Below are 19,066 nucleotides of genomic sequence, written 5' to 3'. Positions count from 1 at the left end.
TATCAAGCGCAGCGGTATTCGCGTGCAGGCTCGGTGCCCGTAAGATCTGCAAGCACCGTTTCACCCGCAACTGCACGCTGACCAAGACCAACAAGCGGCTGCACATGAAGTGGCAGATAGACATCAACGCGCGAGCCAAAGCGGATCAGGCCGAAGCGCTCACCTGCTAGCAATGCATCGGTTTCACGCACGAACGAGACAATACGCCGAGCAATCAGACCGGCAATCTGCACCACACCGACCCGGGTTTCGCCCGTAACGATGACAAGGCCATTGCGCTCATTATCCTCACTGGCCTTGTCGAGATCAGCATTAATGAAGATACCGGGCGTGTAAACGATGCGTTCAATCACACCATCAACCGGGCTGCGGTTCACGTGGCAGTCGAACACATTCATGAAGATTGATATCCGGCGCAGCGGTGCATCGCCCAGTTCAAGTTCTGGCGGTGGCAGCACTTCAGCGATGGAGCTAACACGACCATCAGCGGGCGATACCACAAGCCCACTGCGCACCGGCGTTTGCCGTTCAGGATCGCGGAAGAAGTAGCAAACCCACAGCGTGATCACCAGACCAAGCCAGCCCAACGGCTCCCACATTTGCCCCAGAACCAGCGATGCAACAGCCGCAATCGCAATGAAGGGATAGCCCTCCTTATGGATGGGGGTCAGCACCTGTCTGATGGAATCATACATAGACATTCAACGGTCTCCGGCAGCGCAGCCATACCAGCAAAAACATAGGCACACCCGAACGCCTCGCCCGAGCATCGATACAGCCCCGTTGCATGCCAGCATCGCGCAACCACGTCAACCGATTGCGCTGATTCAACCAACCTCTCGCATGGCCTCACTCAGGCGAGAGCGCAGCATTTCCGGTTGCTTTAGCACTAGCGCGCCGCGTGTGCGCTCAATAATTTCTTCGCGGGAGAGTGCTGTGAATTCACGCGTTACCTGCTCACGTCGACATCCGATTCGCGCAGCCAATACGTGATGATAAGGCGGCGGCGAAATCACTCGCTCATCCGCATGCCCCACACGCGGCACTGATAAACGCAATAATTCGGCATAAAGACGGTGGCGCAAATCAAGCACAGCATGCTCTGTAAGGCGTGCATTTAACTCGCGCACACGTTGCGCCAGAAGGCGCATCAGCCGATCCGCGACGGTGGGGGATGAAAAGACCACCTCGCGAAAAACGCTTGCCGGCATAACACACACTTCGCCCTGCGTAAGTGCGGCTACATTCGCCGAGCGCCCTACGCCATCGATAGCCGAGAGCTCGCCAAAAAACTCTCCAGCGCGCATGTCATCCAGGATGATTTCACGCCCAGCCTGTGTGCGCACCAGAACGCGCACCTCACCCGAGACCAGGAAATACACGTCTGTGGATGGCTCTTCATAATCGATGAGCACTTCATTTGAGTTGAAACGCCGCCAATGCACGCGCGAATCAAAGCGGGCAAAATCAATGCCAGAATCCTGGAAAAACGGTATCCGGCTAAGTGTGCCCATGCCACTCCCCGATCACGAATCTGTGTCGTCTATCTACCTTATAGCGTTTTCAGAAAAAGTGGATATCGCTTTTTCTATCTTAAAACGCATCAAATCAATAAGTTAGAGCACCTTCAATTTTCCCATAAACAGCGAAGTACTTATGCCTTAACAAGGTTTTCACCCGTGATACCCGCCCGTGCAAGCGCATTGCGGGTATCGACCACCAACGGCAGCGTCCTTGCGATTAGTACATAATCAACATCATCATGGTCGGTTGCCACAAGCGCCGCATCGAACTGCGACAACGTCTGCGCATTAAGCGCCACCGATTGCCGGCCCGCTAATGTTGGATGCGCACGCGTATCAGGCAGTGTTGCAATAAAAGGATCGTGGTAGGAGCAACGCCCGCCACGCGCTTCAATCAGCTCTATCAGCTTCAGCGCCGGGCTTTCGCGGGTATCATCGACATTCTTTTTATAAGCCACGCCGAGCACCAGAATGTGCGCACCATTCAGGCCGCGGTGGCAAATCCGGTCTAGCCCTGCCGCCAGACCATCCACCACCTTATGCGGCATAGCGGTGTTGATCTCTCCTGCCAGCTCGATGAAACGCGTTACAATATCGAATTCCCGCGCCTTCCAGGTCAGATAAAACGGATCAATCGGAATACAATGCCCCCCAAGACCAGGGCCGGGGTAGAATGGCATGAAGCCAAATGGCTTGGTCTTGGCGGCATCGATGACTTCCCAAACATCGATATCCATAGCGCCATAAACACCTTTCAACTCATTGACGAGAGCGATGTTAACAGCGCGGAAAATGTTTTCGGTCAGCTTCACTGCTTCTGCCGCCTCAAGCGATGTAACAGGCACTGTCTGAACAACAAGGGTGTCGTAAAATGCCTTGGCGGCCGCAAGTGCTACAGGGCCGTCACCGCCAACAACACGCGCAATTGCGCTGGTGGCGTAAGAATCATTGCCGGGATCCTCGCGCTCCGGAGAATAAGCGAGATAGAAATCATGCGTGCTTTTGAGGCCAGTCTCCTCAAGCACTGGCTTCACAACCTCGCGGGTAGTGCCGGGCCACGTTGTCGATTCCAATACGATCAGCTGGCCGGGCTTCAAAGTATCCCTGATGCTGCGAGCCGTTGCCTCAACATATGACAGATCGGGTTCGCGTTGACGCGTCAGAGGCGTGGGCACACAGATAACAATGACATCCGCCTCCGTTAAGCGCGAGAAGTCTGCTGTAGCCTCGAATCTACCAGAAGAAACAGCCGCCAGCATACGCTCATCAGCGATATGACGTATCAGGCTAAGGCCGGTGTTAATCCGGGTTACCCGCTCGGCGTTGATATCAAATCCAATAACTCGAAACCCCGCCTCTACGGCTGCCAGCGCCAGCGGGATGCCCACATATCCAAGCCCGATAATGCCAATGGCTGCCTTGCGTTCACCAATCAGCCGAAGCAACCGCTCGCCGAGTACGTCAGATGTAGGAGAAAAGCCGGTCGCAGCAGCTGGGGAAGTGTTCAAAATCAGGGTATCCCATTTCAAAATGCTATGAAGGCACGGGCCGAACTCACTATTGCATCTGTCGCGTCATGATTACGCGATGCAATGCTGTTTTTGTGTAGAACAGCATCAGAGGCTGTCAAGGAATACACCGGCACGAAGAGCTATTACCACCCACATGACGCGCTTACTCAGCGGCGAGAATGTGGATAACGCTTGCAAGCAAAAAACAGGATGACGACGGCACATGAACCATGTATCCAGCATCCCTTGATGCATGAGAATCAACCGACATTGATGTCTGAATCACGCAAAATTCGCCGTTGCTTATATTTAACGGCAGAATATTGCGCTTATCCATAGAACATCAACAAAACATCAACTGATTATCCACAAAATGCGCTGCATTTGAAGCTTCTTGTAAGCGGCTCTCTTTCCGTGCATTTCCCGCGCTTCAATGCCTTGGCTCACATTTTTCCACATATGCACCGATTGAATCCTCCAAACGAAATATAATTTCGTGAGCACGTTGCAAGCAGGCGACACGCGCTCTTTTTGTGCAATGCATGTTCACTGCTTGTACAGGCGCCCTTTCTTGCGCATTGTGATGTATATCATTGCATCGTGCGCACTTGTGGATTGCACCATTTCACGCGACAAGAGAGACGGGATCCTCACCACGATGCGCCCATCCATGGAGATGGTTACGGTGCATTCAGAAAAGCGCGTTTCATAACCGACCATGTTACAAATCAATGACCTCACCTACCGGCTAGGCAGCCGGCTTATTCTCGATCACGCAGGGGCATCTATCCCGACTGGCGCACGCGTTGGTCTTGTCGGGCGCAATGGCGCGGGCAAGACGACGCTGTTCAAGCTAATGCTGGGTGAGCTGTCATCTGAAAGCGGCTCTATCTCCCTGCCCCGCGGTCAGCGGATAGGCGCAGTCGCACAGGAAGCGCCCGGTGGGCCGGAAACGCTGCTGGAAGTTGTGCTCGCAGCAGATACCGAACGCGCCGCCCTCATGGTGGAAGCGGAAGAAACGCCTGATCCCCTACGTCGGGCAGAAATCGAAACACGTCTGGTTGATATAGGCGCGCATGCAGCGCCCTCACGGGCAGCCAGCATTCTGCACGGCCTTGGCTTCGATGCCGAGGCACAGAACCGGCCATGCTCTTCTTTCTCCGGCGGGTGGCGGATGCGGGTGGCGCTGGCTGCTGTGCTGTTCACAGAGCCAGACCTGCTTTTGCTAGACGAACCGACCAACTATCTCGATCTTGAAGGTACGCTCTGGCTTTATGATTATCTGGGCCGTTATCCGCATACTGCCCTCATCATCAGCCATGATCGCGAGTTGCTAGATACCTCTGTCGATCACATCCTACATCTTGATCGCGGCAAGCTTGTACTCTACCGCGGCGGCTTCAGTTCGTTTGATCGTCAACGTCGAGAGAAGATGGCGCTTGTCGCCAAGGCACGCGTTAAGCAGGATGCAGAGCGCAAACATCTACAAAGCTTCGTCGACCGCTTCCGCGCCCAGGCTACCAAGGCCAAGCAGGCGCAATCGCGTATCAAGCGGCTTGAAAAAATGGAGCCTATTGCAGCCATTACGGAAGAAGAATCGATCCCGTTCTACCTGCCAGGTCCAGAACGCCCACTGTCTCCACCAATTATCGCTATGGAGCAGGCTTCGGTTGGTTATGGTGAGAAGGTTATTCTGGAGCGCCTCAACCTCACATTACTGCCCGATGATCGCATTGCATTGCTTGGTTCAAACGGCAACGGAAAATCGACCTTCGCGAAACTGCTTTCAGGCCGGCTGGAGCCGATGAAGGGCACAGTCACGCGTTCTTCCAAGATGGAAGTGGCATACTTTGCCCAGCATCAACTCGATGAACTGCGCCCCAATGCCACCCCCTGGCAACATGTTGCACAACTGATGCCTGATGCAACTGAAGCACAGCAACGCTCACGCGCCGCACGCCTTGGTTTTCCTGCCGCAAAAGCTGATACACCCGTAGCACAACTATCAGGTGGCGAGAAAGCGCGGCTACTTATGGGCCTTGCGGCCTTTGGCGCGCCCCACCTGCTGATTCTTGATGAGCCCACGAACCACCTTGATATCGATAGCCGTCAGATGCTGATTGAGGCAATTAACGATTATCCCGGCGCGGTTGTGCTCATCAGCCATGACCGTTTTCTGATTGAAGCCTGTGCCGATAGGCTATGGCTGGTAAACAACGGCTCCGTCAAACCTTATGATGGCGATATGGATGATTATCGCAAGCTTGTGCTGGCAGGCGATGCACCGGCTACGCGTAGCGCATCCAATACAAATAACGGTAGTGGCGGTGAAAAGGCGGATAGGCGTCGCCATGCTGCCAAAACACGCACGGCTCTTGCCCCATTGCGCAAGCGTGTTGAAATGCTGGAAGCGCGCATGGCAAAACTCAGCGATGGCATTTCCCGTATTGATACTGCTCTTGCAGCGCCTGATACCTTCAGCAAAAACCCGGAAAAGGCCGCAGAGCTCGCAAAAATGCGCTCGGACGCCGCCATTGCTTTAGCACAGGCAGAGGAAGAATGGCTGGAGGCTTCAACCGAAATTGAAGCAGCCTCATAAAACTGCGCGGCCCCATCCTGAAAGACTGACACCAAAAAGCCCGGAAAGCATAAGCTCTCCGGGCTTTTTCATATTACGGCAGGAGTTTTCTAAACTTAGGAAGCCTTGGAAAACAGCTCTGCAACGTATTCCCAGTTCACGAGATTATCGACAAACGCCTTGAGATAGTCTGGACGGCGATTGCGGTAATCGATGTAGTAGGAGTGCTCCCAGACATCGACACCAAGAATTGGTGTTGCATCCTGAATAAGTGGGCTTTCACCATTGGGGGTCTTGAGAACAACAATCTTGCCGTTCTTGACTGCAAGCCAGGCCCAACCTGAACCAAACTGGCTGATACCCGCTTGAATGAAATCTTCCTTAGCCTTTTCTACGGAGCCCAGATCTTCAATGATCTTCTTCTCAAGCTCGCCAGGGATAGGTCCGCCCCCATTTGGCTTCATCCAGTTCCAGAAATGCAGGTGGTTATAGTGCTGACCAGCATTGTTGAACAGGGCAGGATTTGTGCCGTAAGAGGCTTTTACGATTTCCTCAAGGGATTTGCCCGCGAGATCGGTACCTTCAAGCAGCTTGTTGCCGTTATCCACATAAGCCTTGTGGTGCTTGTCGTGGTGATACTCCATCGTCTCCCGCGACAGGTATGGCTGCAGAGCATCGTGGGCGTACGGCAAATCGGGAAGAGTAAACGACATGGTTAGCTCCTGAAAGTTGGGGCATATTTTTAACGTACGGTATTTGATGAAAACCATACGCCAGAGATGATGGCGAACCTATCAACCGTAGCGGCTCGTGACAATGAAGGCTGTAGACTTATGCATTCCTTACGTGATGTAACGCCCGGAATTCGGCATATTTGGTTTACATATAAGTCTATAGTCATACCGTATTAAATCTTGGAAAGAAGGCATCCGACTGGTTTATCCAACGCCAAGCTCAATCGAAAGTTCCTACACAAGGCAGGAAGCGATAACAAAGCAATAAGACAAGCTTTAGCTTAATGAGGAAGGATAGCAAAACAATCGCTGTTTGCTGCCCGCAAATAAGCGAATGAACGTCGTCAGATTCAGGCTCGCCTTGATTTTGGCAGATTTCACACGCTACTTAGGATCAGAGAGATAGGTCGTTCAGTGAAAGCTTCATGCACTATGCTGATGAAGCTATGCCATCAATCTCTTAGTCTATCTCCGCACCGTTGTGGGCACGGTGAGGAACCGCATCGGCTATAAAAATGCTATACATTCCATAGGGATTGATAGATTTTTTTGCTGTCGTGCAACCTTTATGCAGGCGTGCCATTGATAGATAATATATCTATTGATAGCCTCCGGTTCACCGGCCCTGTGTTCATTGCAAGAGTGCTTGTCGCATGATTTTTCTTAGCACTGTACTCGCATGTCTGCTCATTGGAGGCGGCACCGGCGCCATTATAATTGGCGCTGGCATGATCGTTCTTGAGCGTGGCTGGTCGATGGTTATATCAGGCAGCATCATTGCCACGGGTGGCTTTATACTGCTTGGAATCGCCATGCTTATACGTGAGTTGCGGCGATTACCTGAGCGCATTGCAGACGCGCTACCAGAAGAATCCCCCTACTTACCGTTTGATGCGAAGGACGAAACACGGCTCGCACCACGATCTGAAGAGATGCCATCCGCCAGATTTGAAGCAGAGCCTCTTCCCTCCCGCGAGCCCTCCCCATTCCGTCAAGAGCCGCCATTAGTGGCACGCCCTCATTTTGATGATCTCCCCAAAAGCGATGCCATAGCTGAAGCGCCTTCTCCCCCAATGGATCAAGAGATTTCAGCCGAGGCGCCTGATGCATCCATCATCACCAATGTTGGCGCAACTGCTCCGGATTTTCTGGTACGCCACGATATCACGCCTCTTGATGGCCCTGCCCCATCAATTGCGCCCTCAATGCCATCACCGACAGCAGAGCCAAATGAAATAAGCACGCAGCATACAGTTGCGGACGATGCTCGATCAGCTCTCCGAATCCAAGTTTCGCTACATAACAGGTCAAAGGAAGATACAGCTGATTTTGCTTCTCCGCCTATTCCTGTTGTTCACCCCGAGCGCACGGAACGCGAAAGCGGCTCCTTCTGGACACGGCTTGGAAAGACTGGGAAACCGAGCAAAACCACCTCATTGCCACCGCCTGGCCCTTCTGCTGCAGAGCGTGCACGGGAACGCTTATCGCTGGCAGATACCCCTTTTAAAAAAGCTGGGGAGGAAGAGCGGTTCTCAGCGCCAACGCTTTCCGATTCTATCGACGAGGTTAAGCCAGCGTCAATAGAGTCTGTGCCTGCATCAATTACGCCTGTGGTTGACATTAAACCGGTAGGTCATGAGGAGGCCGCGGATCATATTGCAGATGTCAATACGACCGATACACCCGCAACAGATTCTGCACCTGTCCCTGGAATAGAGGTAAAAGGCGCAAAAGAATCAGCATCTGAGACCTCAAATCAGCAAACATCTGATGCTCTAGTTTCCAAGAACGCCCCACCGCTTAATACCGTTCCGGCAGCAGACGACACCAGCTCCAATTCCGCCCCTGACGCAAAACAAGATACGTCTCCAAACCAAGTCGTAGGGTCATATCGTGCTGGTAAAAACGTTTATGTAATGTACGAAAACGGAACTATCGAAGCTGAGACTCCGCAAGGTATTTTTCGCTTCGATTCTCTAGATGGTCTCAAACGCTATATAGCTTCAGGCGAAGACCCCGCCATGGCCGGAGAACGCATTGAACGCGCTCCAACCAAAGTGGAAAACGAATAAAGCGATGCTCCTGCTTACTATTTCAAGCTGATAGGAAAATCGCTTTATAAATTCTCATCGTTTGTAATTAACCAACGGGTTTCGTAATTTCTCCGTCCGCAACGCTTGCAAGAGCGCGAGATGGCGTGAGGGATTGTAACTCCAGTGCCCTTGATATCCCAACGCTCGCTCGCGTCTGATTGCTCGCTTTAAGCGTAGTATCTGGACGTGGCGCTTATCCTCCTCATCTTGAGAAGTGGCGAAAACCTTATCCTGCAACAACCAGGCAGCCCCGGCATCAATCACCGTTTCAACAGCTCGCCAAGCTACAATCCGCCCCTGGCGCGCCGAACAATCGGCCAATGAAGCGCCCATATCATATTGAGAATGTTGATGTTGCGGATTATTACGCGCTTTACAATCTACAAATCCATATTTGCCACCGACCTTGCCACGACCATCCATACCAATCATCTGTGCCCCCTAACAGGCGCGGTGGATGTTGAGCATATTAAAAAGCGCAGCGAGTAAAAGTTGCAGCTTTTCTATTTGGCTGATCAGATCACACACTAAACGACAGTGATCACTTTCAGTGCGATGCAGTTTTCAGCCATATGCACCTTCTCCAACACGCTGATTACCCGTCGGAATCTTCAGGCAAGTCTTCTCACCTTCCCCCAACGTCATGGCGCGAACGCTGAACACGTTAGCCACCAGTATTGCTGGAAATGGGGGCGCATAGCTGCGTGCGGATAACGCAAACAGCAAAGCGAAGTTATCCGCAAACATGCGAACAGAGCTGTCAATAACCGATCCAGGCCTATTGCTTTGGTATTATAGGATGATAATCCTATAACTGCGCGCTATGAAGCGCATGTAGGGATAATTTCCTTTTACATCAATGGATATGGAGGCTGTAATGTCCTGGACCAGTTCCGTTCGCACCAGTGGCAATGGTCATCGTCTTTTACACGAAGCCATGATTTGCCGCCAATGTGAGGCAGCAGTTGCGTCTGCATTTCGGGTGCCGCTGGCAGCTGTACGCAGCGCTAGCAGAAATCGTGCCGAGGCGGCTTTTGCCCGTGCCGGGGCAATCTATCTTGCACGGGTCGCATTCAACCTTTCTGGATCAACGACGGGGCGATCGTTTGGTCGTCATCACTCCACTATCGATCATGCCTGCCGACGCGTGGAAGCAAAGCGAAGCAATGATAGCGGCTATAGCCGCGCACTGGCTTGTCTCGAATATGCACTGACATCGCATGTCCGTCGCATTCTCCAGGATATATCATCCTGCTGTGAGAACGCCGAAGATGCTGATTTATCACCCATATTTGATCGAAAAATATCGACCTCAGCCTCATCGGAGACCGAGCAATGACCAGAAATCCCCTCGCCACTGAAACACAGCAACGTCTTCGTCAAGCAATGCAGTTGTTACGCCATCTCAGCGTTGTTGGAAACACTGCACTTATCTGCAGCAAAAATCGCGATCATGTAATTTTATCAAGCTCTTACAATAACGTTTCGCTCAGCCGCGGCCTACTTCCTGCCGACATCGCTCAATTACTGCTTAAATGCGGATACATCCACCTCACACCACAAAAAGCTTTTATGATAACCGCTGCAGGTCAAATGGCATTATCCCGCTACAACCAAACAATAAATAGCGAAAGCCGTGCACCCAGAAAATCCAGATCACGACTGAGTTCGCAAATGCTTACAAGCACTATCTGCATGCCTTTGGAGGGCAAAGCAAAGACTATAAGCCCTCACGTAATTGAAAACAAAATCGAAGCAGAAAAGCGATGTGCTGTTCGCGAAACAACTATACAGGACGGAAGCGAGACGCTCATCGTACAAATAAACGAGGCTGAAAGTCCTCTCGCATGGTTGCACAAGCGCCGGGATCGCAATGGCACTCCTTTTATCGATGATGCCTGTTTCGAAGCTGGCGAACGACTGCGCCGAGATGTGACCATGGCACAGATTATGCCGCAGGTAACAAGTAACTGGTCACCAACCAGAGGCGGTAGCGCAGCCGGTGGCCCCGCCATTGCCACGGATACAATGGTTTCTGCTCGGCAAAGACTGCATCGCGCTCTGGACGCGGTTGATGGCAACTATGCAGGCATTTTGCTTGATGTTTGTGGCTTCCTCAAAGGAATTGAACAGGTTGAAAGAGAACGCCATTGGCCACCGCGTTCAGGCAAGGTAGTGCTAAAGCTCGCCCTCCAGCGTCTTGCAACGCACTATGGACTCAACAAGGAGGCAAGCGGCCCCAGTCATAGCAAGGGCATCAGAAACTGGGTTGCCACACAATAATGCATTCGCAGCTTACTTTCCTATCCCAGCAAGAAAGCTCATCAGGATAAGGCCTCCAGGGCATCTACCCCCCTGGCTCAAAGCCCTGCTCTATCTCTTGGTTTATGCATCAGACCAAAAAGCGATAACCATTTTTGGTCTTGATGCAGGAAATGTTCGCAAGCCGGATTACAATGCACACACGTTTATGAGTGAAAAGAAACATGCAAACTCAGAGAGTGCATCATGTAAGCGCCATGCCAAATATCTTACCGGGTGGGCACTGGTTTCTCGCCACGATAATCATAAAAACCACGGCGGGTTTTACGTCCAAGCCAGCCCGCTTCTACATATTTCACCAGCAACGGACAAGGACGATACTTGGAATCCGCCAGGCCTTCATAAAGCACCTGCATGATCGAGAGACAGGTATCGAGACCAATAAAATCGGCCAATTGCAACGGACCCATAGGGTGATTAGCACCAAGCCGCATTGCGCTATCGATAGATTCAACCGATCCCACACCTTCATAAAGCGTATAGATCGCCTCATTGATCATGGGAAGCAAAATGCGGTTGACGATAAAGCCCGGAAAATCTTCTGCAACGGTGAAGTTCTTGCCAAGCTTATCAACAAAATCACGAGTGGCCTCAAACGTGCCCTCAGCCGTCGCGATACCGCGAATAAGTTCCACCAACTGCATAACAGGCACTGGATTCATGAAGTGAATGCCAATGAACTGTTCGGGGCGATCTGTAATCGAAGCAAGACGCGTAACCGAAATCGACGACGTATTGGTGCCAAGAATAGCAGTGGGTTTCAAGAAAGGGCATAATGCCTGAAAAATCTTGCGCTTGGTGTCTTCATTCTCAACTGCAGCCTCGATTACGAGGTCGGAGTCAGCAAAATCTTCATAGCTTGCGGCTGGCACAATACGCGACAAAATCTCTGTGCGTTCACCATCGGCAAGATGGCCTTTAGACACCTGGCGCGACAGATTGCCATTGATTGTGGCGAGACCAGCGTTGATGCGTTCTTCACTGATATCATTGAGCAAGACCTGATAGCCCGACGCAGCAGCCACCTGAGCGATCCCGCTACCCATCTGGCCAGCCCCGATGACGCCTACCTTACGAATTTCGATCGTCATGTTGCCTGTCCGTTAAACCGTTGCTGAATGTTTTAGCTGAAGATTATGGCAGAGGAATCTGAAACAAGAGTCAATCCAGCAGCCGACACTCTTGACCAGATGACACCTTATATACTCACTTAAACGACAAATCTTCAAACAAACATAACACATCTGCCTAAAGTTTTCATGCAGCGAAAAGAAGGTGCAGCACGAAAAGGACCACAGAATGCACTGAGGTTCGCGTCATGGTGAGCCGAAAATGGTAGCGCTCAAGAACCGGAACGTACGTTGGTACATCAGCACCGGAAGCGTAGAGCACTGCCATTTGCAGACCACCATGATGCGAAGATCAGCACATCCTCAGCCCAGGGCTTTTTCTAGGTCAGGCAATACCTTGAAGAGATCGCCCACGAGGCCAAAATCGGCTACCTGGAAAATCGGCGCTTCCTCGTCTTTGTTGATGGCGACAATGACCTTGCTGTCTTTCATGCCGGCCAGATGCTGGATCGCACCCGAGATACCGATGGCGACATAAAGATCTGGCGCAACCACCTTGCCCGTTTGCCCTACCTGCAGATCGTTCGCCGCATATCCTGCATCAACTGCTGCACGGCTTGCACCAATTGCAGCACCGAGACGATCAGCAAGCGGAGCGATGATTTCCTGGAATTTCTCAGCAGAACCAAGCGCCCGACCACCAGAAACAATGATCTTCGCTGCCGTCAATTCAGGTCGTTCAGACTTCGCAACTTCCTCGCCCTTGAACTGCGAAAGAGCGGGATCAGCCGCAGCCTCCACCGTCTCAACAGCTGCAGAACCACCCTCACCCGCAGCCTTGAAGGCAGTCGTGCGGATGGTCAGTACCTGCTTGGCATCTGTGGTCTGCACGGTCTCAATCGCGTTACCGGCATAGATCGGATGCTCGAACGTATCAGGTGAGATCACCTTGGTAACGTCCGACACCTGTGCCACATCGAGTAACGCAGCTACGCGCGGTAGCACGTTTTTGCCGTTTGATGATGAAGGCGCAACAATCGCCTTGTAGTTGCCAGCAAGCCCATTAATGAGAGCCGTCAACGGCTCCGCAAGGCCATGCGCATAGGCTGCGTTATCAGCCAGCAGCACCTTCTCAACGCCTTCCAGCTTCGCAGCAGCGTCAGCAGCGCTACGCGCGCCCTGGCCAGCAACGAGAACATGCACAGGCGCACCGAGTTCACGCGCTGCGGTCAACGCCTTTGCAGTACCGTCCTTAAGCGCGGCATTATCGTGATCAGCAATAAGCAACGTTGTCATGATCAAAGCGCTCCCACTTCCTTCAGCTTCGACACCAGTTCGGCCGCATCAGCGACCTTAATACCAGCCTGGCGCTTGGCCGGCTCTGTCGTCTTGAGCACCTTGAGGCGCGGGGAAACGTCAACGCCCAACTCTTCAGGCGTGGTTTCAGCAATTGGCTTCTTCTTTGCCTTCATGATGTTAGGCAGCGAAGCATAACGCGGCTCGTTCAAACGAAGGTCCGTCGTGACAATCGCAGGCAGTTTAAGCGACACAGTCTGCAAACCGCCATCAACCTCACGGGTTACATCCACGGCGTTAGAACCCAGCTCAACCTTCGATGCGAAGGTACCCTGTGCCCAACCCAGCAATGCACCGAGCATCTGGCCGGTCTGGTTTGAATCGTCATCAATCGCCTGCTTGCCGAGGATCACAAGGTCAGGCTTTTCCTGCTCAACGATCTTGGCCAGCACTTTGGCAACAGCGAGCGGCTCTACGCGCCCCTCAGCCTTGACCAGAATGCCGCGATCGGCACCCATAGCAAGACCGGTACGGATGGTCTCGGTTGCCTGTGTTGGCCCAATGGACACGACGATCACTTCCGTCGCTTTACCGGCTTCCTTAAGGCGAAGCGCCTCTTCCACGGCAATCTCGTCGAAGGGGTTCATTGATTGCTTAACATTCGCAAGCTCAACACCAGAGCCATCAGGCTTCACGCGGATCTTGACGTTATAGTCAACCACCCGTTTAACGGGCACAAGCAACTTCATTGACGACCTCCTTGGAGTTCCCATAAAATCGAAAGATTACTATATCGATCATCTCACGATCTTGTTTTTATACTGACCGATTACCACTCTGAATAGCCGCTCGATTAGCCCCACCAGTCATTACATACTTTAAGGATAGCATCGGATGAACCTCGCAATCTAAAACGCATCTAACGACCGTTTGATCTGGTTACGAGACCGTAACGAGGCTCACTTGGGCTTGTCAATCATGATTGCGCTACTTACGGTTTTCATCCCCGCCGAGGGTGGATATCCATTGGAAAAGGCCTGTGCGCCAGCCCCCTCTTCGTCCGTAATGGCTTTGACGTTACCAGTTTCAATATCATCCTCACGACCGAAAAGCGGCTGATCAGGCTTGCGTAAGACGAAAACGAGCACGGCACCACAGGCGAAGCCACCTAAATGCGCGACCCAGCCAACATCATCACTACCGAACCATGCTTGAAATATCTGAAAGACAACCCAAAAGCCAATGGCCCAGAACGCTGGCAGATGCAGTGGAATACGGCTGAGAAACAGCCCCCATAACCGTACACGCGGATGTAAAATAAGATAAGCCGCTATAATCCCCGACACTGACCCTGAAGCGCCAACCAAGGGACGTAACGAATCGGGATTGGCCGCAGCATACGCCAGCGCCCCCACTGCACCACATGCGCCATAGAACACGGCAAAACGCAAATGCCCCATGGCGTCTTCAACGTTATCGCCAAACACAAGCAAAAACAGCATATTACCAGCAAGATGCAAGAAACTGAGATGGATGAACTGGCTGGTAAGCAAAGTCATCGCCTCTGGCACCAAGGGCAGACCATCAGGCAGCACAGCAGAGCCAAACAAAACGGTGGGGATCACACCAAAAGCTGCAGAAATCCACGTTTCATTATTCAGATCCCCCGGTAACCATTGCATCGCATAAGCGGCATATAAGGCGCAAGAAAGCGCCAGTATGGAATAGGTTACCCCCGCCATGCGGATGGAGCGATATGCCAGACCGTCATATAATGGAACGAACATCGCGCGGCTTTCCCGGTCTTTATCGTGGTGTGATCAACGGTTCTGTCCGGGTCGCCATAACACATCGCGCGCACCATTCTCATTGGCAACGCGCGCTGCAACGAATAGCAAATCCGATAAGCGATTAAGATAACGCACTGTCACAGGCGAAACTTTGCCGGGCTCATGCTCCATCAAAGCTACCGTAAACCGTTCAGCACGTCGGCAAACAGTGCGGGCGATGTGTAGCGTGGCAGCAGCGGGCGTCCCCCCCGGCAATACAAATGAGCGCAGCGGGGCAAGTTGCACGTTGAAGGTATCAATCTCGCCCTCCAGCCGCTCAACCTGTGCCTCGACAATGCGCAGAGCCTCAAATTGTTGCGGTTGGTCGCTTTCCGGCGTGGAAAGATCGGCACCCAGATCGAACAGATCGTTCTGCACCCGTGCCAAAGCCTCATCCACATCGCCTGTCGTATAAAGGCGCGCCAAACCAATAGCCGCATTTGTCTCATCGACTGTGCCAAAGGCCTCAATGCGCAAATCATGCTTTTTACGCCGCTCTCCGCCGGTGAGGCCAGTGGTGCCATCATCTCCGGTGCGGGTGTAAATACGATTGAGACGAACCATGGCAAAATCTCACAAAATAGAGCGCTCTCATGCAATCGCACGACTACAGGATGCGCTGAGCTTCACGTCAGGATGAGCTAACAAAAGCCGTTTGCAGGCCCCATGGCGCGCAGATCAGTGCATCCTAGGAGGCGCTCAACCAAACGACCAGCAGTACAACTGCAATTGCGATGAACTGGAATAGCACACGAAGCTGCATCAGCTTTTGCGAGCGCTCAGGGCTACCGCCGCGCATCATGTTAATCAGGCCAAGCGCCAGAACGACCGAGACCGCTCCAACAGCAATCGGCACTAGAATATTACCGAGCGTTCCCATATTCCCTCACTTAACGCTGATTTTTATTTATACATTAAACAATTGCTGTAGCCCGCTCTTATTGGCGACGCAACAGGCGCTCCAGATAATCCCGTTCTTCCACGGAACGGTTTGGATCACCCAGACGACGACGCAGTTCATCCAGAATGCGCCGTGCACGAACGATTGCAGATTCATCAGCGCCTGGCACACGGGTGTCACCATCCGACCAACGTTTGCCAGTGCTGCGCCCTAAGGGATCTTTCTCGCCCTCACCGGCCTGCTGTTGCTGTGAGCCCTGCTCGCCATTTTCGCCGGACTGTGCCTGCCGCATCTGCTGCGCAAGCCCCTGAGCACCATTGAGCAGCGCTTCAAGCGCGCGCCCTTGGGCATCGACCGCCCCCTCACCATCGCCCTGGGCAAGATTCTCCTCAGCTTCGCGCATTGCACGTTCTGCGGCATCCAGACCGGGTTCGGTAGACATTCCTTGATCAGCCAAGCCACGCTGCAACCGCTCCAGCTGACGACGCAACGTCTCCTGACGCCCAGAAAGATCCTGACCGCCCTCACCCTGCTGTGATGGCTGGCCGGATTGCGACGCTTCGCCTTCAGCCGCTGCGCCATTCTGCTGATATGTATCATCACGCAAGCGTTGCTGGTTGCGGATCATATTGTCGAGCGAACGCAGGGCACGTCCAGCTTCACCTGTTTGCGATCCTTGTGAAGGCTCACCACCTTGTGCTGTCTGCAGATTATCGAGAATGTCGCGCAGCTGCTCCATCAATCGCTGTGCGCCAGCTACGTCGCCATCGCGCGCCATTTGCTCCATACGATCAATCATTTTCGCCAATTCTTCCGGCGTAATGGTGCGCGTAGGCGTATTGTCTCTTTGCGCGGAATCGCGATTACGCGTCTGATTGCGTGCCATTTCGGACAGATGCCGATTCAGTGCCTCTCGCAACTCCTGCGCTAATCGCGCAATTTCCTGCTCGGGGGCATTGCGGTCTATCGCATCCTGCAGCGCTTTTTGTGCTGCTTGAAGAGCAGCTTCCGTACCGGCAGCATCGCCATCTTCAATGGCAAGCGCCATGCCCCATAAATAGTCAACTACGGCCACAAACTCAGCTTGCTTGCGCGCCCGCGAGAGCATCTTCTCCGCCGTCACCAGCCCCAGATAAATCGAGGCTTGTGGCGTAAATAAATCAGGTTCGATCTTGAGCGCCCGCAGTGCGAGCCGCACGTCGCGCCAATCCTGAGGGTGAAACACAAGATTGCGGCGCTGCTCTATCAATGCCTTGGCAAGCGGATTATTAAACGGGCGCTGCGGCAGCGTTAGCTTTATGGTCTCGCTGTGCCCTTCCTGGCCTGCGCCATCGCGTGCAACAAGCGTCAAATCCACAAGGGCGCCAGCCCAAGGATGGGCAGCAAGATCAGCAGTGGTGCGCAGCTCCTGCGTCTCCCCGCTTGTGCGCGGCAATGGCAGTGCGATGACAGGTGCGGGCACAAGCGTTTGATTCACCTCTTCGCCCGGCAATGCAATCACGCCCTGCGCTTCTGTCACGCCATAATCATCGCCCGCTTTGAAGGTGATCGTCAGCCCACCGCGTCGCGTTGCCTCAGGCGCATCAACGAAGGCGATATTCGGCGGATTATCAGGAATTGCAGCAATGGTCAGCCGCGCCTGTCCTCCCTCAGTCCTGAGCGAGATATCCGCAGGACCAATGATCGTATAGCGGCGCTCAATGATCCCATCGCTTCCTGCTTGCGCAAGAGGCTGCGCCTTCAAGCCACCTGATGCCTCAACTTCACCTTCGCGATGGGCGCTGCGCTGGCCTGCGAAGCGAAGCACAAGCGTGCTGCCCACCGGCACAGAAACTTCCCGCTGACCAGCGCGTGTCAGATCAAGCATCACAGGTGGTAACCGCGTGTATGCAGGTGGATCAATCCATCCGTCTGTCCGTGATGCTACCTGCTCGCCGGTTGCGCCGGAGCGCCAATCGAAAGCAAGCCCAAAGCGCCAGCTACGCTCTCCACCAGCGATGAACCCTGCGGCAACAAGCGCAACAATCAACGCTCCACGCAGACCATAAAGGTCGAACTGGGCAGTCGCCGGACGTGGCAATCGTACTCGTAAATGCTCAACCGCAGCCTCTGCCCGGCGTCTATGCAAGGCCCACAATGCGCGGCTGGCAGGATCGGCCTGCCCAAGCGCCTGCTTATCCGTCAAAACGCTGGCGGGATCGGGCGCATAATCGCTGTTTGCATCCAGATCAAGCGCCCGCAAGGCATCTCGGCGCGTTGGATAACGAACGGCAATTGCGGGAACGACAGACGCCACGAGCAGCAGCGCGGACAGCAGCACGCCCGCCATACGCCCACCTGCGGGTAGCAATGTCCACAAACCAAGCCAAGAGAGCACAACAAAGGCACCAGCAACGCCCAGCGGCAGCCAGATGCGTGGCCACAGGCGTTCCCAATACAGCATGATACGGGCGCGCCGAACGGCCTGCTCAAGCTTCGTACTGATCTGTTGCTCGCGGTTTGTCCCGCCCACGGGGGTGAACCTCACCTTGTTACGTTAATCGAATTGGTGCTTACGCTCTGTCCGATCAAGAACGCTAGCACGCTGGTTTGGCAAGCGCACGCATAGTTACGGATTTAGCCGTTCACAACAGATGTGATCGGGAAGCCATCAAGCTGGCGCAGCGCCTCACCCAGCACCATGGCTGCCGTCACAGCTACATTGATGGAGCGCATTCCAGGCCTTAAAGGCACGATCACCCGAGCATCAGCCTTGGCGTGCACTTCTTCCGGCACACCTGCCGATTCACGCCCAACCATAATGATATCACCGGGCTGAAAATTGAAACTGGTATGCGCAACCGGCGCTCGCGTTGAGGTCAGCACCAGTCTCGGGCTACCCACGGACGCACGCCATTCCTCAAACTTACGCCAGGAATCATGACGGCTGATTGAAACATCATCAAGATAGTCCATACCCGCCCGCCGAAACGCACGATCCGATACCGGAAAACCGGCAGGCTCAATAATTTCAGCCGCGATACCAAGACATGCACATAACCGCAGCATGGTGCCAGTGTTTTGCGGAATATCCGGCTGATAAAGCGCCAACCGCAACAAAGGACTATCGCTACTCATTCACTCACCACTAGATACTTACAACCGTCGAAAGAGCCACGACACGCCCTATATCGCAATTTGCATCGGGTTGCGTCTGTAAATATTTGCGC

At 53.3% G+C, this 19,066-nt stretch carries 18 protein-coding genes; 4 read left to right on the top strand and 14 right to left on the bottom strand.

The genetic code is table 11. The features are described 5' to 3' along the window. Nucleotides 1-2: 2 nt before the first annotated feature. From VRZ32_RS12545 to VRZ32_RS12535, 3 genes are all read right to left on the bottom strand, one after another. Nucleotides 3-701: a phosphatidylserine decarboxylase gene (locus VRZ32_RS12545; protein WP_414526060.1), complete on the bottom strand. Its 699-nt coding sequence runs from the start codon at nucleotides 699-701 to the stop codon at nucleotides 3-5. Nucleotides 702-827: 126 nt separating this feature from the next. Next, nucleotides 828-1,514 carry a Crp/Fnr family transcriptional regulator gene (locus VRZ32_RS12540; protein WP_414526059.1) on the bottom strand — a complete coding sequence of 229 codons (687 nt, stop codon included), beginning with the start codon at nucleotides 1,512-1,514 and terminating at the stop codon, nucleotides 828-830. Nucleotides 1,515-1,654: 140 nt separating this feature from the next. Beyond that, nucleotides 1,655-3,031 carry a nucleotide sugar dehydrogenase gene (locus VRZ32_RS12535; RefSeq protein ID WP_414526058.1) on the bottom strand — a complete coding sequence of 459 codons (1,377 nt, stop codon included), beginning with the start codon at nucleotides 3,029-3,031 and terminating at the stop codon, nucleotides 1,655-1,657. 721 nt (nucleotides 3,032-3,752) lie between these two features. Between VRZ32_RS12535 and VRZ32_RS12530 the strand changes: the two genes are divergently transcribed. Continuing rightward, complete coding sequence (locus VRZ32_RS12530) at nucleotides 3,753-5,633, top strand: ABC-F family ATP-binding cassette domain-containing protein (protein WP_414526057.1); 1,881 nt, start codon at nucleotides 3,753-3,755, stop codon at nucleotides 5,631-5,633. A gap of 95 nt (nucleotides 5,634-5,728) precedes the next feature. Here VRZ32_RS12530 and VRZ32_RS12525 read toward each other — a convergent pair whose 3' ends face one another. Further along, the gene (locus tag VRZ32_RS12525) at nucleotides 5,729-6,325 is read right to left on the bottom strand and encodes a superoxide dismutase (RefSeq protein WP_414526056.1); all 597 of its coding nucleotides are present in this window, start codon (nucleotides 6,323-6,325) and stop codon (nucleotides 5,729-5,731) included. A 674-nt stretch (nucleotides 6,326-6,999) separates the two neighbouring features. On the opposite strand from VRZ32_RS12525, the gene VRZ32_RS12520 reads away from it, so the two are divergent. Continuing rightward, complete coding sequence (locus VRZ32_RS12520) at nucleotides 7,000-8,418, top strand: hypothetical protein (protein ID WP_414526055.1); 1,419 nt, start codon at nucleotides 7,000-7,002, stop codon at nucleotides 8,416-8,418. A gap of 54 nt (nucleotides 8,419-8,472) precedes the next feature. On the opposite strand, the gene VRZ32_RS12515 is transcribed toward VRZ32_RS12520, so the two are convergent. Continuing rightward, nucleotides 8,473-8,871 (bottom strand): hypothetical protein, encoded by a 399-nt coding sequence (locus VRZ32_RS12515; RefSeq protein ID WP_414526054.1) that lies wholly within the window; start codon nucleotides 8,869-8,871, stop codon nucleotides 8,473-8,475. 132 nt (nucleotides 8,872-9,003) lie between these two features. Next, complete coding sequence (locus VRZ32_RS12510; RefSeq protein ID WP_414526053.1) at nucleotides 9,004-9,186, bottom strand: hypothetical protein; 183 nt, start codon at nucleotides 9,184-9,186, stop codon at nucleotides 9,004-9,006. 130 nt (nucleotides 9,187-9,316) lie between these two features. On the opposite strand from VRZ32_RS12510, the gene VRZ32_RS12505 reads away from it, so the two are divergent. Further along, on the top strand, nucleotides 9,317-9,778 hold the full coding sequence (locus VRZ32_RS12505) for a helix-turn-helix domain-containing protein (protein WP_414526052.1): 462 nt from the start codon (nucleotides 9,317-9,319) through the stop codon (nucleotides 9,776-9,778). Continuing rightward, nucleotides 9,775-10,722, top strand: a complete 948-nt coding sequence (locus tag VRZ32_RS12500; RefSeq protein ID WP_414526051.1) for a DUF6456 domain-containing protein — start codon at nucleotides 9,775-9,777, stop codon at nucleotides 10,720-10,722. Before VRZ32_RS12505 ends, VRZ32_RS12500 begins: the two co-directional genes overlap by 4 nt. Before the next feature lie 248 nt (nucleotides 10,723-10,970). Here the strand turns inward: VRZ32_RS12500 and VRZ32_RS12495 are convergent, their stop codons facing one another. From VRZ32_RS12495 to VRZ32_RS12460, 8 genes are all read right to left on the bottom strand, one after another. Next, nucleotides 10,971-11,852 (bottom strand): 3-hydroxybutyryl-CoA dehydrogenase, encoded by an 882-nt coding sequence (locus VRZ32_RS12495; RefSeq protein WP_414526050.1) that lies wholly within the window; start codon nucleotides 11,850-11,852, stop codon nucleotides 10,971-10,973. Between the two features lie 342 nt (nucleotides 11,853-12,194). After that, a complete protein-coding gene (locus VRZ32_RS12490) occupies nucleotides 12,195-13,127 on the bottom strand; it encodes an electron transfer flavoprotein subunit alpha/FixB family protein (RefSeq protein ID WP_414526049.1) in 933 nt (310 codons plus the stop codon). A 2-nt stretch (nucleotides 13,128-13,129) separates the two neighbouring features. Then, nucleotides 13,130-13,876 carry an electron transfer flavoprotein subunit beta/FixA family protein gene (locus VRZ32_RS12485; RefSeq protein WP_414526048.1) on the bottom strand — a complete coding sequence of 249 codons (747 nt, stop codon included), beginning with the start codon at nucleotides 13,874-13,876 and terminating at the stop codon, nucleotides 13,130-13,132. Between the two features lie 210 nt (nucleotides 13,877-14,086). Continuing rightward, the gene (locus VRZ32_RS12480) at nucleotides 14,087-14,914 is read right to left on the bottom strand and encodes a rhomboid family intramembrane serine protease (protein ID WP_414526047.1); all 828 of its coding nucleotides are present in this window, start codon (nucleotides 14,912-14,914) and stop codon (nucleotides 14,087-14,089) included. 33 nt (nucleotides 14,915-14,947) lie between these two features. Next, complete coding sequence (locus tag VRZ32_RS12475) at nucleotides 14,948-15,520, bottom strand: cob(I)yrinic acid a,c-diamide adenosyltransferase (RefSeq protein WP_414526046.1); 573 nt, start codon at nucleotides 15,518-15,520, stop codon at nucleotides 14,948-14,950. Nucleotides 15,521-15,644: 124 nt separating this feature from the next. Next, nucleotides 15,645-15,836: a twin transmembrane helix small protein gene (locus VRZ32_RS12470; RefSeq protein ID WP_414526045.1), complete on the bottom strand. Its 192-nt coding sequence runs from the start codon at nucleotides 15,834-15,836 to the stop codon at nucleotides 15,645-15,647. A gap of 58 nt (nucleotides 15,837-15,894) precedes the next feature. Then, a complete protein-coding gene (locus VRZ32_RS12465) occupies nucleotides 15,895-18,369 on the bottom strand; it encodes a TIGR02302 family protein (protein ID WP_414526044.1) in 2,475 nt (824 codons plus the stop codon). A 104-nt stretch (nucleotides 18,370-18,473) separates the two neighbouring features. Continuing rightward, nucleotides 18,474-18,974 (bottom strand): tRNA (cytidine(34)-2'-O)-methyltransferase, encoded by a 501-nt coding sequence (locus VRZ32_RS12460; protein WP_414526043.1) that lies wholly within the window; start codon nucleotides 18,972-18,974, stop codon nucleotides 18,474-18,476. Between the last annotated feature and the right edge of the window lie 92 nt (nucleotides 18,975-19,066).

This window comes from Pseudochelatococcus sp. G4_1912, assembly GCF_047501465.1.
Classification (GTDB): domain Bacteria; phylum Pseudomonadota; class Alphaproteobacteria; order Rhizobiales; family Beijerinckiaceae; genus Pseudochelatococcus.
The sequence above is the reverse complement of the archived record's forward strand: the minus strand, read 5'-3'. Positions and strand labels throughout refer to the sequence as shown.

Coding starts and splice junctions, on each gene's coding strand:
- VRZ32_RS12500 (WP_414526051.1), top strand. CDS start 9,775: ATGACCAGAAATCCCCTCGCCACTGAAACACAGCAACGTCTTCGTCAA.
- VRZ32_RS12525 (WP_414526056.1), bottom strand. CDS start 6,325: ATGTCGTTTACTCTTCCCGATTTGCCGTACGCCCACGATGCTCTGCAG.
- VRZ32_RS12480 (WP_414526047.1), bottom strand. CDS start 14,914: ATGTTCGTTCCATTATATGACGGTCTGGCATATCGCTCCATCCGCATG.
- VRZ32_RS12490 (WP_414526049.1), bottom strand. CDS start 13,127: ATGACAACGTTGCTTATTGCTGATCACGATAATGCCGCGCTTAAGGAC.
- VRZ32_RS12545 (WP_414526060.1), bottom strand. CDS start 701: ATGTCTATGTATGATTCCATCAGACAGGTGCTGACCCCCATCCATAAG.
- VRZ32_RS12515 (WP_414526054.1), bottom strand. CDS start 8,871: ATGATTGGTATGGATGGTCGTGGCAAGGTCGGTGGCAAATATGGATTT.
- VRZ32_RS12520 (WP_414526055.1), top strand. CDS start 7,000: ATGATTTTTCTTAGCACTGTACTCGCATGTCTGCTCATTGGAGGCGGC.
- VRZ32_RS12470 (WP_414526045.1), bottom strand. CDS start 15,836: ATGGGAACGCTCGGTAATATTCTAGTGCCGATTGCTGTTGGAGCGGTC.
- VRZ32_RS12475 (WP_414526046.1), bottom strand. CDS start 15,520: ATGGTTCGTCTCAATCGTATTTACACCCGCACCGGAGATGATGGCACC.
- VRZ32_RS12510 (WP_414526053.1), bottom strand. CDS start 9,186: ATGTTTGCGGATAACTTCGCTTTGCTGTTTGCGTTATCCGCACGCAGC.
- VRZ32_RS12495 (WP_414526050.1), bottom strand. CDS start 11,852: ATGACGATCGAAATTCGTAAGGTAGGCGTCATCGGGGCTGGCCAGATG.
- VRZ32_RS12540 (WP_414526059.1), bottom strand. CDS start 1,514: ATGGGCACACTTAGCCGGATACCGTTTTTCCAGGATTCTGGCATTGAT.
- VRZ32_RS12530 (WP_414526057.1), top strand. CDS start 3,753: ATGTTACAAATCAATGACCTCACCTACCGGCTAGGCAGCCGGCTTATT.
- VRZ32_RS12460 (WP_414526043.1), bottom strand. CDS start 18,974: ATGAGTAGCGATAGTCCTTTGTTGCGGTTGGCGCTTTATCAGCCGGAT.
- VRZ32_RS12485 (WP_414526048.1), bottom strand. CDS start 13,876: ATGAAGTTGCTTGTGCCCGTTAAACGGGTGGTTGACTATAACGTCAAG.
- VRZ32_RS12505 (WP_414526052.1), top strand. CDS start 9,317: ATGTCCTGGACCAGTTCCGTTCGCACCAGTGGCAATGGTCATCGTCTT.